Origin of the sequence: Lentzea jiangxiensis, from assembly GCF_900104175.1 — a bacterium.
In the GTDB taxonomy this organism is placed as follows: Bacteria; Actinomycetota; Actinomycetes; order Mycobacteriales; family Pseudonocardiaceae; genus Lentzea; species Lentzea jiangxiensis.
This window is the reverse complement of record NZ_FNIX01000004.1, coordinates 263,841-277,531: the sequence shown is the minus strand read 5'-3', so window position 1 is coordinate 277,531 and position 13,691 is coordinate 263,841. Positions and strand designations below refer to the sequence as shown.

The window sequence follows — 13,691 nt, the reverse complement described above, 5'->3', positions numbered from 1 at the left end:
CTCGATCAACGTGGGGACCCGGCGACCACAGGGCCGCGGAATGGAGCCGTGGTGGCTGCCGGCAGGCCGAACACCTGCTCGCGTGCGAAGGCCAGGGCCGAGTGCAGTGCGCCGCTGCGCACCGGTTTCCCGGTCACCAGTGCCAGCTGGACGGGAGTCCTCGGCACCACCAGTTGCCGCAGTTCCGCGGCAACGAGATCGTTCAGCGTCGTTCCACCCGCCTGGGCGATGTCGCCGGACAGGAGGACGAGCTCCGGGTCGAGCACCGCGACGACGCCGGCCACGCCGGTGGCCATCCGCCGGGCGAGGTCGCCCAGGAACTCCCGGCCCGCGGGGCCCGCGGCCAACGCCTTGCGCACGGCACCGTGGCCGTTGCGCGCGGCGAGCCCGTGGACCCTGGCGAGCTTGCAGATCGACGTGTTGCTGAGCAGTTCGCCGAACGTGCCGCCCGAGCGGTCGGTGCCGGTGTCGGCGCACGCGCGGTCGGGGATCATCAGCCCGTCGATCTCGCCCGCGCCGCCGGAAGCGCCGTGCAACAGCACCCCGTTGACGACGACGGCGGCACCGACGAGGTCGGCGGGCCAGATGACGACGAAGTCGCGCACCTCCGTGGCCCGCCCGGCGACCATCTCCTCCAGCGCGACGAGGTTGACGTCGTTCTCGACGCTCACCGAGGTCGCGAGCCGTTCCCGCAACCGGCGGGGAACGTCGAAACCGCTCCAGCCGGGCAGGTGGGGTGCGTAGGCGAGCTCGCCGTTCGCGGGGTTCACCGCCCCCGGGCAGCCCACCACGACGTGCAGCAGCTGGTCGGGGCTCAGGCCCGCCTGACCGCACGCCTTGCCCACCGCGCTCACGAACGCCTCCAGCACGCCGTGCTTCACGGGCATCGGTGCCTTGTGCTCGGTGAGCACGGCACCGGAGATGTCCGCGATCGCGATGTCGACCGTCTCGGGGGTGAGGTCGACAGCGGCGACGTGCGCGAGCGCCCCGTTGACCGACCACAGCTGCGCCCGCGGCCCGCGCCCGCCGCCGCGCAGTCCGTCGCGGACGACGGTGTCGGCGGTTTCGAGCCTGGTGAGCAGCTGTGCGGTCGCCGGCTTGGAGAGACCGATCAGGCCCTCCAACTCCGACCTGGTCAGCGGCCCGTTGCGCAGCAGAGCCTCGACGGCTGCGCGGTCGTTGATCTCCCGCAGCAGTCGTGGGCTTCCGGCACGCACTGGGTCCGCTCCTGTCTGTTAACTTTCCAGACGATTTTCGCAGACGGTAGTGACCTGGTTCACCGCGGTCAATCCCCGATACGGGTCCGTTACCTGACTTAGGTTCACCTAAGGCACTCTGGAACCATGACGGACGTGCGCCAGGAGTCGCTCGCATCACTGCTGGGAGGCCGGGGCGGCGCCCTCGACGCCTCCCTGCCGCCGGTGGCGTTCGTCGCGGGCTGGTTGCTCTCCGGTCACTCGATCGGCGCCGGCGCGGTCGCCGCGGTCGTGTGCGGCGTGGTGATCGGGGTCGTGCGTTTCATCCGCGGCCAGAAGCCCCGAGCCGTCGTGTTCTCGGTCCTGGCCGTCGTGGCGGCGGCGCTGATCGCGCTCTACACCGGACGCGCCGAGGACTTCTTCCTGGTCCAGCTGCTGTCCAACGTGGCCTCGGCACTGGCCTGGGCGGGCTCGATCGCGGTGCGCTGGCCGCTGCTCGGCGTCGTCGTCGGAACCCTGCTGGGCCAGAAGGCGCGCTGGCGGCGGGATCCCGCCCTGCTGCGCGCCTACTCCGTCGCGTCCTGGCCCTGGGTCGGGCAGTACGTGCTGCGGGTCGCCGTCTTCACTCCACTGTGGCTGGACGCGCAGGTGTACTGGCTGGCCACCCTGCGTCTCGCGCTGTCGTGGCCGGTGCAGATCGTCTGCGTCCTGGTGTCGGGGTGGGTGCTGCGGAAGGCGCTGCCCGCGGGGCACCCCGGGTTCCGGCACCCGCAGGTGCCGGAGCCGGCCTCTTAGGTCACCGCGTCTCCGACTTCTCGTGAGAGCGATGAGACCGACGGACCACAGCTACGGCCTACTAGAGTCGCCAGCGGAACCTATTGCGGCTCGGCGACCGGAGTGGCCATGTACGTCTCGCGGGTGAAGCTGCGGAACATCAAAGGGTTCCACGGTGTTCGCGAAGTGGACTTGACGCTCACCCGTCCGGACGGCTCACATGCAGGGTGGACCGTCATCGCGGGCCGAAACGGTGCGGGGAAGTCCACTCTGCTGAAGGCGATCGTCCTCGCTTTCGGCGGCACTCCCACGGCTTTTGGTGTGATGCCGGAATTCCAGAACTGGGCTACGCATGGGGCAGCACAGGCTGACGCGAGCGTGCACGTTCTCCCGGACCCGCGCTTCGATGTCGTCGTAGTGGGCGAGGCCAACCCGGATGAGCACGTTGAGATGGGGCTTCGCTGGATCGATCAGAGCGTGGTCTCCCTGAGGTCGCGGCCGCTCGAAGAGTTGTCTCGCCGGCAGTCAACAGGGTGGTTTTGTGCTGCGTATGGGCCGTTTCGTCGATTGATGGGCGCCAGCCGCGACAAATCCGGCCGGGTGTCGCGGGTTCTCAGCTTGTTCAACGAAGATGCTTCGCTGGCTGAGGGCGTCAGTTGGTTGATCCAGCAACACCTACGAGCACTTGAAGGCGAACCGGGTGCGAACGACCTGAAGCAAGCTGCGCTTCGTCTGTTGAGCGATGGTCTGCTGCCTGATGATCACAAGGTCGACGACGTCACATCGGACGGGCTTTGGGTCACCTGCGGCGACAACAAGTTCCCGCTGCGAGAGACAAGCGACGGCTACAGGACCGTGACTGCGCTTGTCGTAGATCTGCTCAAACAGGTTCACGACGCTTACGGGGAGCTTCACACTGACGGCAACGTGGTCACCTCACCCGGTGTGGTGATCATCGACGAGGTCGACGCCCACCTCCACGTCTCCTGGCAGCAGCGCATCGGCGGCTGGCTCAAGGAGCACTTCCCCAACATCCAGTTCATCGTGACGACCCACAGCCCGTACATTTGCCAGGCGGCTGATCCCGGCGGGTTGATCCGGCTGCCCGGACCCGACGAGCCGTTGTCCGCACACGTGGTCGACCAGGATCTGTACGAGCGGGTCGTGTACGGAAGCGGCGACGACGCCGTGCTCACCGAGCTGTTCGGCCTCGACTCGCCCTACTCGGCGCGGGCGGAACAGCTCCGTGCCCGCCTCGTCGATCTCGAGGTCAAGGTGCTCGCGGGAACGGCCGACGAGCAGGAAGTGCGACAGTTCGAGGAACTCCGCGAGAAGCTGACCAGTTCACTGACGGCGCGGGTGGACGAGGTCGCCGCCCGACTGCGCGACGCATGATCCGGATCGCGCGGACCGATCTTCCGCGACGCACAGTCACCGCCCTTGCCAGAGCGACGGAGAAGATTCGTGCTGTCAGCCTGGACGAGCGGTACAAGAACGCCACAGATGCTTGGCAGAAGTCGTCGGTCCGGACGACCGTCCGGGCGAAGCTCGGGGAAATGGCTCACGGCTCGGAGCGGTGCATGTACTGCGGAGAGAGCCGGGGCACCAGCGTCGACCACTTCGAGCCCGTTGCCCGAAGCCCTCTGCGGACCTTCGACTGGCTGAATCATCTCCTGGCCTGCGCGACCTGCAACAGTCACGAGAAACGAGAGCAGTTCCCGGTCGACGCGGTCGGCAACCCGCTGCTGATCGACCCGACTGCCGAAGATCCGTTCGACCACCTGCTCCTGACTTTGTCGCTGGGCGTCTACCGCCACCTGACTGCCAAAGGACAGGCGACCATCGAGGTGTGCGGCCTGAACCGGCCTGGCCTGGCAAGAGGTCGGATGCACGCACGCAAGGTCGTCGTGCTCGCCTTGCGCGAATGGGATCGGGCACGCGTGCGCGACAGCACGGACGAAATGGCGGACTACCTCAAGACTGTGCAGGACCAGCCGATGGCTGATGTGTGCCAATCCATGTTGCGGCAGGCGTTCAGCCCTGGCGCGGACGTCGTGTTCAGCGATGCGCCGGATCTGCTGGCTCTCCTGCGCCGAGATGACCTTCGCGACGCCCTGCTGAGGTAGACCGGCGCTTCTTCCGCTTCCTGTTCCAGACCCCGCACGGTGCCTGTCTTCGTAGAGAGGCTCCTGGTGGGCCCGACGTAGCTTCGGCTCTTCGTGAGTCGAAGAACGGCGCTGGTCAGGGTCGCGGTCCGGGGCTTGGACCCTTCGGCCTGTCGGAGCAGTGCGGCGGTGCGCTGGACGTGCCCAAACGCAGGACGCATGGGGTGGCTCCGGCATTCGGATGATCTTCTCGATGGGAATGCGTGGCAGCGCACCCGCCACGGCTAAACGGGCCGGGGGGCCTCGGGGCCTAGCACGTCGACCGCCGCCAGCCACGCCGCCCCGGCGGCCCCTTCCGTCGCCATGATCACCTGGGCGTTGCAGCGGGTGAGCAGCTCCTGCTTCAGGTGGGTGCCGACCGGGGTCTTGATCAGGCTTCCGACGAGCACGATCGGGCTGGTGTCGGACGGCGAGCGCACGGCGGAGGCCGTGTCGGCGAGCAGGCGGGCCGCCGACGAGACGATGGTCAGGGCCTCGGGGTCGCCGTGGTGGTAGGCGGAGCTGACGAGGGGTGCGAACTTCGCCAGGGCGACGGGGGGCTGGTCGTTCACGGCGCTGACCAGCTGGTCGCGGCCTCGGGCACCCGCGGCGGTGAGGACGGCGGTGGCCAGGCCTTCCAGCGGCGCGTCGAGGTCGAGCAGCCGCAACGTCGCCCGCACCGCCTCGCGGCCCAGCCAGAACGCCGAGCCGTCGTCGCCGATCAGCCAGCCGTAGCCGCCGGACCGGCCGACCATGCGGTGACCCGCGATGCGGCCCGCTATGGAACCCGTGCCCGCCACCAGGACCGTGCCGTCGGGGGAGGAGGTGCCGGTGGCGAAGGCGGCCTCGCAGTCGGTGACCACGCGCAGCGGGCAGTGCAGGCCGGCTCGTTCCCAGGCCTCGTGGAACAGGGCCGCGATCGCGGGGTCGGCCAGCTTCGAGGCGCCCGCCATGCCGAGCACGCCGGAGCGGACCTTGCGGGAGTCGAGGCCGTCCAGGGCTTCCGCCAGCGCCTCCGCGATGTGGGCGGCGGCGACGGCGGGAGGGTGCGCGTTCGGGTTCGCGCCGCCCGCCAGGCCCTGGCCCAGGCGGGCGCCGTCGAGGTCCAGCACCAGAGCCCTGGTGGAGGTGCCGCCAGCGTCGAGTCCCACGACCAGATCCATAACGACCGAGTATGCCGAGAGACGCTCGCCGGAGGCACGCCCAACCGGGTGTCACCGTGTCAGGGCACGGTCACCCGTCGCGTTGTGGTGGAAGAACACCAGCGAACCGGGAGGAACCGGATCACCCGGCCGAACCACTGTGGACAGTGACGGGACGGTCGTGCCGTAGTCGAACACGGCCGTCTGGGCGACGTCGACCAGATCGTCCGGATCGTCCGGTGCGGTGTACCGGCTGAGCACTCCGGCGGTGTAGGTGACGGGACCGGCCGGCAGAGCCGAGCGCGCGACCGGCAGGACGACGACGTCGCTGTCGAACAGGTTGGTGTCCGTCGTCCCGTCGAAGCCGTTCAGCGGCTGCTCGTCCACCACCTCGTCCGAGTCCTCGGCCTTCGTCCGCGCGAGCCAGACGTCGGCGCTCACGTCGCCGCCCTTGGCCCGCTTCACGGCGGTGGTCACGAACTTCTGGCCGCCCACCGAGAACCGCACCTCGGGCCGGGTGTTGCCGCCGAGGTTCGCCCACGTGCTCCAGGTCGCGACCCCGAACGCCAGCAGCGAGTCGGTCGCCGTCGCGCCGACGTACCGCAGGTCGCCGCCGCGTGCCGTGCGGTTCACGGCGCAGTCGGATCGGACGTCGGGGCCGCAGTCGGGCAGCGGGTCCGACCGCGCGCCCAGCTCCAGCACGGTCATGCGCGAGCGGTAGTCCTCCTGGTCGAGGCCGCGGCCGGTGACGCGGGAGCCCGACACGGTGAGCCGCGAGACCGGCTTCGGCGCCGCGTGGACGGGGACCCGCAGCGTGCGGTCGCCCGTGAACGTCAGCAGGCCCGACGCCTCCGCGAGGAACTGGCGGCCCTCCTCCAGCGACACCGTGGGGTCGGGCGTCTTGCGCAACGCGGCGGGGCCCGAGATCCGCAGCTGCACGGGCACCGGGGCCGACCCGCCCGGTGGCAGCACGACGAGGGGCGGCCCGACCTGGAACGACACCCCGGGGACCGTGGTGATCGGCTCGTAGCGGGGCTTCAGCGTCACGAGCCGCGAACTCTTGTTGACCAGACGGATCGTCCGGCTGGTTACCACCTGGTCACCGACCTCGACCGTGCCGAACGACGCGTCGCCCAGGGCCAGGACGTCGGTGGAGAGGGCGGCCGGGCCGTCGACCCGGCCGGCGCCGACGCGCATCGGTGCCTCCCGCACGCCCGAAGCCGACCGCACGACGCCGGAGGCCGTGTTCACCAGCGCGGCCTTGACCTCCTCGACCGTCCACTCGGGACGGGCCTCGCGCAGCAGCGCGGCGATCCCGGCGACGTGCGGCGCCGCCATCGACGTGCCGCCCATCGACACGCCGTCCGAGGCGGTGCCGGAGGCGGCGGAGAAGACCGTGTCGCCGGGTGCGGCCACCGCGATCGACGAACGGGACCGCGACGACGACGGCGTGATCGTGTCCTCGATCGACGGCTCCACGAATGGCACCGCGACCTTCATCTCCGAGGTCAGGTGCGCCGTGAGCGTCCCGGCCTCCAGCGCGGGGCGCAGCTCGCGGGACGCCGCGGCCGTCATCTGGAACGCGGGGATGTGCGCGTTGCCGGCGATCGCGGCGGCGAACACCGGCAGGGACGTCGGCAGCAGCACCCCGGCGGCACCGGCCTTCCAGGCGTTGTCCGTGCGCGCGCCGGTACCGCACGCGCGGGTGGCGTCGCTGTCGTCCCACTCCAGCCAGACGACCTTGCCGTTCAGCGGCTCGGGGATCGGCTGGCAGCCGTCCACGTTGGACGCGAGCCGCACGACGGGCGCGGTGAGGTCGAACTCGCCCTTGAGGTTCTGGCTGTACTGGCCCGGCAGCCGCTTCCCGCCGACCTCCAGCCCGTCCAGCATCGAGAACGAGTCGCGGCTGTTCGCCACGGAGATAGCTTCGGGGGTGTTGGCGGGCGATCCGGCCACGTCGTAGAAGTCGCCGCCGTTGCCGGCCGCCGCGACCACGACGACGCCGTGCTGCACGAGCTTGCGCACGAACAGCGAGTCCGGGTCGTCGGCCGCGCCGAAGTCGCTGCCCAGCGACAGGTTCACGACGTCGAGCTTGTCCGAGAAGTCGCCGTCGCCGTTGGGGTCGAGCGCCCAGTCGAGGGCTTTCGCGGTGAGGTTCGTGCCGCCCTTGCAGCCGAACACCTTGAGCGCGTAGAGCAGCGCACGCGGTGCGGTACCCGGTCCGATCTTGAGCGAGTCGAGGTCGATCGAGGAGTACGGACCGCCGTAGGTGGTGCCGTCGGCGTTGACCCCGTACCCGGCCGCGGTGCCGGCGACGTGCGTGCCGTGGCCGTTGCAGTCGACCGGGTCGGCGTCCGGCTCGGGGAGGACGCCGGGCTTGCCGGTGTAGGCGTCGCCCGCGAAGTCGTAACCGCCGACGACCTTGGCGTTCGGGAACGTGCCGCCGCCGAAGTCCGCGTGCCGGTAGTCGATGCCGGTGTCGACCACGCCGATCCGCACGCCGTCGCCGAGCCGCCCGAGCGACTTCCACACCTCGGACGTCCGGGTGAGCCGGACGGCGTGCGAGTTGGTGAGCTGCTTGGGGACCATCCGGTGCACCGCCCGCACCTCGGGCATGCGCGACAGGGCGGCCAGGCGGGACCTGTCGGCCGCCAACACGACGCCGGGCACCGCGTTGGTCGTTCGGGCGACCTCGCGGCCACCGGACCGGGAGACGACCCGGGACACGTGCTCCGAGGTCGTGCTCCGCGCTGACCGGGCCTGCGGAGCGGTGCCGGTGTCGACCGCCGCGGTCGAGGTCAGCTCCACGAAGACGGTGACGGGTTCAGGTGGGGCAGGCGGTGTGAGCAGGGTGCCCACCAGGAGTGCCGCAGCCACCAGGTTCATGATCAACCTTCCTAGTCATCGGACGACTTCACCTCGGGACCTAGACGAACCCACCTCCGCAGGGCTATACATCCGATGTATCAGTGCGGTGTGGGAGCAGAGGAGGAGCGGCCGTGCAGTTCTTGCGCCTGGGACCGGTCGGTGATGAACGGCCTGCTGTGAGGACCGACGACGAGATCACGTACGACCTCCTGCCGATCACCCCGGACGTCGACGGGGCGTTCCTCGCGAACGACGGCGTGCACCGCGTGCGCGCCGCGCTCGAGGCCGGTGAGCTGGAGGTGCTGGACACCGGCGGCGTCCGGGTCGGGCCACCGCTCGCGCACCCCGGCAAGATCATCTGCATCGGTCTCAACTACCGCGACCACGCGGAGGAGACCGGCGCCGACATCCCCGGTGAGCCGGTGGTGTTCCTCAAGGCGCCGGACACGGTCGTCGGCCCGTACGACGAGGTGCTCGTCCCGCGCCGGTCCGTGAAGACCGACTGGGAGGTCGAGCTCGGCGTCGTCATCGGGCGCACCGCCCGCTACCTGGAGTCCGAAGAGGACGCTCTGGCGTGCGTCGGCGGGTACGTGCTGTCGCACGACGTCTCCGAGCGGGAGTTCCAGATCGAGCGGGGCGGCACGTGGGACAAGGGCAAGAACTGCGAGACGTTCAACCCTCTCGGCCCCTTCCTCGTGCCCGCCGACGAGATCGCCGACCCGCAGAACCTCGAGATGCGGCTCTGGGTGAACGGCGAGATCCGGCAAAACTCGTCCACCAAGAACATGATCTTCCCCATCGCGGAGGTCGTGCGCTACCTCAGCCAGTTCCTTGTCCTTCGTCCGGGTGACGTCATCAACACGGGTACACCCGCCGGAGTGGCGCTCGGCCAGCCGGAGCCCAAGCCGTACCTGCGCGCGGGCGATGTCGTCGAGCTCGAGATCGAAGGCCTCGGCAAGCAACGCCAGACCCTCGGGCAGGCGTGATGCCGAAGATCACCGCGCTGGACGTCCTGGACATCCGGTTCCCGACCTCCCGCGAGCTCGACGGCTCCGACGCCATGAACCCGGACCCGGACTACTCGGCCGCCTACGTCGTGCTGCGGACCGACGACGGACCCGAGGGCCACGGACTCGCGTTCACCATCGGCCGCGGCAACGACGTGCAGGCCGCCGCCATCAAGGCGTTGTCGCCGCACGTCGTCGGCAAGGACGTGCCGGAGAACGCGACAGCGCTGGCGGAGCTGTACTTCGAGCTCATCGGCGACTCGCAGCTGCGCTGGCTCGGCCCCGAGAAGGGCGTTGCGCACATGGCGATCGGCGCGGTCGTCAACGCGGCCTGGGACCTCGCGGCCCGTCGCGCCGGGCTGCCGGTCTGGCGGTTCCTCGCCCGGATGACGCCCGAGGAGGTCGTCGGCCTCGTCGACTTCCGCTACCTCAGCGACGCGTTGACGCCGGAGGAGGCGCTGCGGATCCTGCGCGAGGCCGAGGAGGGCAAGGCAGGACGGGCCGACGCGATCGCCCGCGACGGCTACCCGGCCTACACGACGTCACCGGGCTGGCTCGGCTACTCCGACGAGAAGCTCGCGGGCCTCGCGCGGCAGGCGCTCACCGACGGCTTCGACATGATCAAGCTCAAGGTCGGCGGCAGCCTCGACGACGACGTGCGCCGGATGAAGCTCGCCCGCGAGGTGGTCGGCGACGACATCCGCGTGGCGGTCGACGCGAACCAGCGCTGGGACGTCGGCACGGCGGTCCGCTGGATGCGCGAACTGGCGCCGTACGACCCGTACTGGATCGAGGAGCCCACCTCGCCGGACGACGTGCTGGCCCACCGCGCGATCGCCGACGCGCTGGCCCCCATCCGGGTCGCGACCGGCGAGCACGTGCAGAACCGCGTGGTGTTCAAGCAGCTGCTGCAGGCCGGCGCGATCGACGTGCTGCAGCTCGACGCGTGCCGGGTCGCGGGCGTGAACGAGAACATCGCGATCCTCCTGCTGGCCAAGAAGTTCGGCGTCCCGGTGTGCCCGCACGCCGGTGGTGTCGGCCTGTGCGAGCTGGTCAGGCACCTGTCGTTCTTCGACTACGTCGCGATCTCCGGCGAGATCGGCGAACGCGTGATCGAGTGGGTCGACCACCTGCACGAGCACTTCCTCGACCCGGCCGTCGTCGAACGCGGCCGCTACCTCGCGCCCGCCGAGCCGGGTTTCTCCGCCCAGCTCAAGGACGCGACCCTGGCCGACTACGTCTACCCCGGTGGTCCTGTGTGGACGGAGCTGGAGGGTGAGGGTGACTGACTTCGAGGGGCTCGTCGCCGTCGTCACGGGCGGGGCGTCGGGCATCGGCCTGGCCACCGCGACCCTGCTGAGCGGCAGGGGAGCGACGGTCGCGGCGCTGGACCTGAACCCGGACGTGCCGGACCCGCTCGCCGGCATCCGCGCGGACGTGTCCGACGACGACAGCGTCAAGGCCGCGATCGCCGAGGTCGTCGAGCGGTTCGGACGCCTCGACATCGTCGTGAACAACGCGGGCATCGGTGCCCAGGGCGACGTCACGGCCAACGACGACGACCAGTGGCACGAAGTCATGGACGTCAACGTCCTGGGCATGGTCCGCGTCTCGCGGGCCGCCCTGCCGCACCTGCGGAACTCGCCGGCCGCGGCGATCGTCAACACCTGCTCCATCGCAGCCTGGGCGGGGTTGCCGAACCGCGCCCTCTACTCGGCCAGCAAGGGCGCGGTGTACGCGCTGACCCTCGCGATGGCCGCCGACCACGTGCGCGAAGGCATCCGCGTCAACGCGGTCGCCCCCGGCACGGCGGACACCCCGTGGGTGGGCCGCCTGCTCGACTCGGCGCCGGACCCGGCCGCCGAACGAGCCGCGTTGGAGGCACGCCAGCCGCACGGCCGGCTCGTCTCCGCCGACGAGGTCGCGGGAGCCATCGCCTACCTGGCGAGCCCGCTTTCGGGATCCACCGCCGGCACGGTCCTCGCCGTCGACGGCGGTATGCACGGCTTGCGCTTGCGTCCCCCGCAGTCAGGAAAGGCAACTCAACGATGAAGCGTCGCAACCTCACCGCCGCGGTGTGCCTCGCCCTCGCCGGTGCCCTCACGCTCTCCGCCTGCGGTGGAGCAGCGAGTACCGGCGCCGGTGGCGTCGGCCCGATCGGCGCCGACCACCCGCGCGCCGACACCGACTTCTGGAACTCCTACATCAAGTACTTCCCCGAGAAGGCCAAGGAGCTCGGGGTCGGCCTGCTGAACCCGACCAACTCGCAGAACAAGGTCGAGAACCTGGTCGCGAACGCCCAGTCGCTGCAGTCGCAGGGCGCCAAGGCGATCATCATGGCCCCGCAGGACACCGGCGCGATCGCGTCCACCCTGGACCGGCTGGAGAAGGCGAACATCCCCGTCGTCACCGTCGACACCCGTCCGGACAAGGGCAAGACCTACATGGTCGTGCGCGCGGACAACAAGGCGTACGGCGAGAAGGCCTGCAAGTTCCTCGGCGACAAGCTGGGCGGCAAGGGCAAGGTCGTCGAGTTCCAGGGCGCGCTCGCGTCGGTCAACGGGCGCGACCGGTCCGAGGCGTTCGCGGCGTGCATGAAGCAGAACTACCCCGGCATCACGGTGTTCGAGGAGCCGACCGACTGGGAGGGCGCGAAGGCGGCCGCCGCCCTGCAGACCAGGCTGAACCAGCACCCGGACATCGGCGGCATCTACATGCAGGCGGGCGGCGCCTTCCTCACGCCGACGCTGCAGGTGCTGCGGCAGAAGAACCTGATCGTGCCGCCGACCGACCCGAAGCACATCTTCATCGTCTCCAACGACGGCATCCCGTCGGAGCTCGAAGCCATCCGCAAGGGCGAGATCGACGCGACCGTCTCGCAGCCGGCCGACCTCTACGCGCAGTGGGCGCTCTTCTACGCGAAGGCCGCTGTCGAGGGCAAGACGTTCCAGCCCGGCAAGACCGACCACGACTCCACGATCGTCGACGTCGGCGGCGGACGCCTGGAGGACCAGCTGCCCGCGCCGCTGATCACCAAGGAGAACGTCGACGACAAGGCGTTCTGGGGGAACCAGATCTGATGGGCGAGTTCGCGGCTGTCGCGCGCGGCGTCACGAAGAGGTTCGGGCGCACGCTCGCGCTGGACGACGTGGGCATCGAGGTCCGCGCCGGTGAGTCGCACGCGCTCGTCGGCCGCAACGGCGCGGGCAAGTCGACGCTGGTCTCGATCCTGACCGGCATGCGGGCGCCGGACGCGGGCGAGGTCGCCTTCTTCGGCGAACCGGCGCCGCCCGTCGCCGACAGCGCGGCGTGGCGCCGGCACGTCGCCTGCGTCTACCAGAAGGCGACGGTCGTGCCGGAGCTGTCCGTCGCCGAGAACCTGTTCATCAACCGGCAGGACCTCGGCGGCGGTCTGATCCGGTGGAAGAAGCTGCGGCGCCGGGCTTGCGAGCTGCTCGAGACCTACGACGTGGCGGTGCACCCGGACGAGCTGGTGTCCGCGCTGACCGTCGAGCAGCGCCAGCTCGTCGAGATCGCACGGGCGCTGTCGATCGGCTCGCGGTTCGTGATCCTCGACGAACCGACCGCGCAGCTCGACGGCCCGGCGATCGAGCGGCTCTTCGACCGGATGAGGTCGTTGCAGGACAAGGGGGTGACGTTCCTGTTCATCTCCCACCACCTGCAGGAGGTCTACGAGGTCTGCCAGACGGTGACGGTCTACCGCGACGCGCGGCACGTCGTCACCGCACCGGTCTCGCAGATGTCGAAGCCCGACCTGATCGAGGCGATGACCGGTGAGGTGGGCGGTCTCACCGTGCCGAGCGGGGACGACAGGCCGTCCTCGGCGGAGGAGGTGCTGACCGTGTCGTCGTTGAGCGGCGACCACTTCTCGGACATCTCGCTGACGGCGACGCGGGGCGAGGTCATCGGGCTCGCGGGCAGCGCGTCGTCGGGGAAGCACGAGTTCGCCGAGACGGTCTACGGGCTGCGCAAGCCGTCGGCCGGGTCGATCTCGGTGGACGGCGCGCCGGTGCGCGGCGGTGACGTTCCGGCGGCGTTGGAGGCCGGGATCGGCTGCGTGCCGCGGGATCGGCACCACCAGGGGCTCGTGCTGGACCTGTCGATCGCCGAGAACGCGACCATGAGCACGGCCGGGACGTTCGTGTGGCCGTCGGCGCAGCGCGCCGCGGGCAGCACCGCGATCGCGTCGTACGACGTCAAGGCCGCCGGACCCGACCAGCCGGTGTCCGACCTGTCCGGCGGCAACCAGCAGAAGGTCGTGATGGCGCGTGCTCTCGCCGGCGACCCGTCCGTGCTGGTGCTGATCAACCCGACCGCGGGGGTCGACGTGAAGTCCAAGGAGTCGCTGCTCGGGGTCGTCGACGCGCAGGCGCGTCGCGGCAAGGCCGCCGTCGTGGTCTCCGACGAGCTCGACGACCTGCGGGTCTGCGACCGCGTGCTGGTGCTGTTCCACGGCCGGGTCGTGCGGGAGTTCGGCCGGGGCTGGCACGACCAGGAACTCATCGCGGCCATCGAAGGGATGAGCTCGGAATGACCAAG

Annotated in this window: 11 protein-coding genes; 8 read left to right on the top strand and 3 right to left on the bottom strand. The window is 70.2% G+C overall.

Annotated elements, in window-relative coordinates:
• Window positions 1-5: 5 nt before the first annotated feature.
• The gene (locus BLQ91_RS15305) at window positions 6-1,217 is read right to left on the bottom strand and encodes an ROK family protein (protein WP_090097493.1); all 1,212 of its coding nucleotides are present in this window, start codon (window positions 1,215-1,217) and stop codon (window positions 6-8) included.
• Window positions 1,218-1,343: 126 nt separating this feature from the next.
• Between BLQ91_RS15305 and BLQ91_RS15300 the strand changes: the two genes are divergently transcribed.
• The 3 genes from BLQ91_RS15300 (at window position 1,344) to BLQ91_RS15290 (ending at window position 4,096) form a co-directional block, all read left to right on the top strand.
• The gene (locus tag BLQ91_RS15300) at window positions 1,344-1,991 is read left to right on the top strand and encodes a DUF3159 domain-containing protein (protein WP_090097492.1); all 648 of its coding nucleotides are present in this window, start codon (window positions 1,344-1,346) and stop codon (window positions 1,989-1,991) included.
• 108 nt (window positions 1,992-2,099) lie between these two features.
• Entirely contained in the window at window positions 2,100-3,365 is a 1,266-nt protein-coding gene (locus BLQ91_RS15295; protein ID WP_090097757.1) for an AAA family ATPase, read from the top strand.
• On the top strand, window positions 3,362-4,096 hold the full coding sequence (locus BLQ91_RS15290) for an HNH endonuclease (protein WP_090097491.1): 735 nt from the start codon (window positions 3,362-3,364) through the stop codon (window positions 4,094-4,096). Before BLQ91_RS15295 ends, BLQ91_RS15290 begins: the two co-directional genes overlap by 4 nt.
• A 263-nt stretch (window positions 4,097-4,359) precedes the next feature.
• Here the strand turns inward: BLQ91_RS15290 and BLQ91_RS15285 are convergent, their stop codons facing one another.
• Together BLQ91_RS15285 and BLQ91_RS15280 are read right to left on the bottom strand one after the other, a co-directional pair.
• Window positions 4,360-5,277 carry an N-acetylglucosamine kinase gene (locus BLQ91_RS15285; protein WP_090097490.1) on the bottom strand — a complete coding sequence of 306 codons (918 nt, stop codon included), beginning with the start codon at window positions 5,275-5,277 and terminating at the stop codon, window positions 4,360-4,362.
• 51 nt (window positions 5,278-5,328) lie between these two features.
• Window positions 5,329-8,142, bottom strand: a complete 2,814-nt coding sequence (locus BLQ91_RS15280) for a S8 family peptidase (protein WP_090097489.1) — start codon at window positions 8,140-8,142, stop codon at window positions 5,329-5,331.
• Window positions 8,143-8,255: 113 nt separating this feature from the next.
• Between BLQ91_RS15280 and BLQ91_RS15275 the strand changes: the two genes are divergently transcribed.
• The 5 genes from BLQ91_RS15275 to BLQ91_RS15255 are packed head-to-tail and all read left to right on the top strand — an operon-like array spanning window position 8,256 to window position 13,686.
• Entirely contained in the window at window positions 8,256-9,110 is an 855-nt protein-coding gene (locus BLQ91_RS15275) for a fumarylacetoacetate hydrolase family protein (RefSeq protein WP_090097488.1), read from the top strand.
• On the top strand, window positions 9,110-10,420 hold the full coding sequence (locus tag BLQ91_RS15270) for an enolase C-terminal domain-like protein (RefSeq protein ID WP_090097756.1): 1,311 nt from the start codon (window positions 9,110-9,112) through the stop codon (window positions 10,418-10,420). The genes BLQ91_RS15275 and BLQ91_RS15270 overlap by 1 nt, the downstream gene beginning before the upstream one ends.
• Window positions 10,413-11,183, top strand: a complete 771-nt coding sequence (locus BLQ91_RS15265; protein WP_090097487.1) for an SDR family NAD(P)-dependent oxidoreductase — start codon at window positions 10,413-10,415, stop codon at window positions 11,181-11,183. The genes BLQ91_RS15270 and BLQ91_RS15265 overlap by 8 nt, the downstream gene beginning before the upstream one ends.
• Window positions 11,180-12,211, top strand: coding sequence for a sugar ABC transporter substrate-binding protein (locus BLQ91_RS15260; RefSeq protein WP_090097486.1), 1,032 nt, complete (start codon window positions 11,180-11,182; stop codon window positions 12,209-12,211). The genes BLQ91_RS15265 and BLQ91_RS15260 overlap by 4 nt, the downstream gene beginning before the upstream one ends.
• Window positions 12,211-13,686: a sugar ABC transporter ATP-binding protein gene (locus BLQ91_RS15255; protein ID WP_090097485.1), complete on the top strand. Its 1,476-nt coding sequence runs from the start codon at window positions 12,211-12,213 to the stop codon at window positions 13,684-13,686. Before BLQ91_RS15260 ends, BLQ91_RS15255 begins: the two co-directional genes overlap by 1 nt.
• Window positions 13,687-13,691 lie beyond the last annotated feature (5 nt).

Coding starts and splice junctions, on each gene's coding strand:
- BLQ91_RS15255 (WP_090097485.1), top strand. CDS start 12,211: ATGGGCGAGTTCGCGGCTGTCGCGCGCGGCGTCACGAAGAGGTTCGGG.
- BLQ91_RS15260 (WP_090097486.1), top strand. CDS start 11,180: ATGAAGCGTCGCAACCTCACCGCCGCGGTGTGCCTCGCCCTCGCCGGT.
- BLQ91_RS15290 (WP_090097491.1), top strand. CDS start 3,362: ATGATCCGGATCGCGCGGACCGATCTTCCGCGACGCACAGTCACCGCC.
- BLQ91_RS15300 (WP_090097492.1), top strand. CDS start 1,344: ATGACGGACGTGCGCCAGGAGTCGCTCGCATCACTGCTGGGAGGCCGG.
- BLQ91_RS15270 (WP_090097756.1), top strand. CDS start 9,110: ATGCCGAAGATCACCGCGCTGGACGTCCTGGACATCCGGTTCCCGACC.
- BLQ91_RS15285 (WP_090097490.1), bottom strand. CDS start 5,277: ATGGATCTGGTCGTGGGACTCGACGCTGGCGGCACCTCCACCAGGGCT.
- BLQ91_RS15295 (WP_090097757.1), top strand. CDS start 2,100: ATGTACGTCTCGCGGGTGAAGCTGCGGAACATCAAAGGGTTCCACGGT.
- BLQ91_RS15280 (WP_090097489.1), bottom strand. CDS start 8,142: ATGAACCTGGTGGCTGCGGCACTCCTGGTGGGCACCCTGCTCACACCG.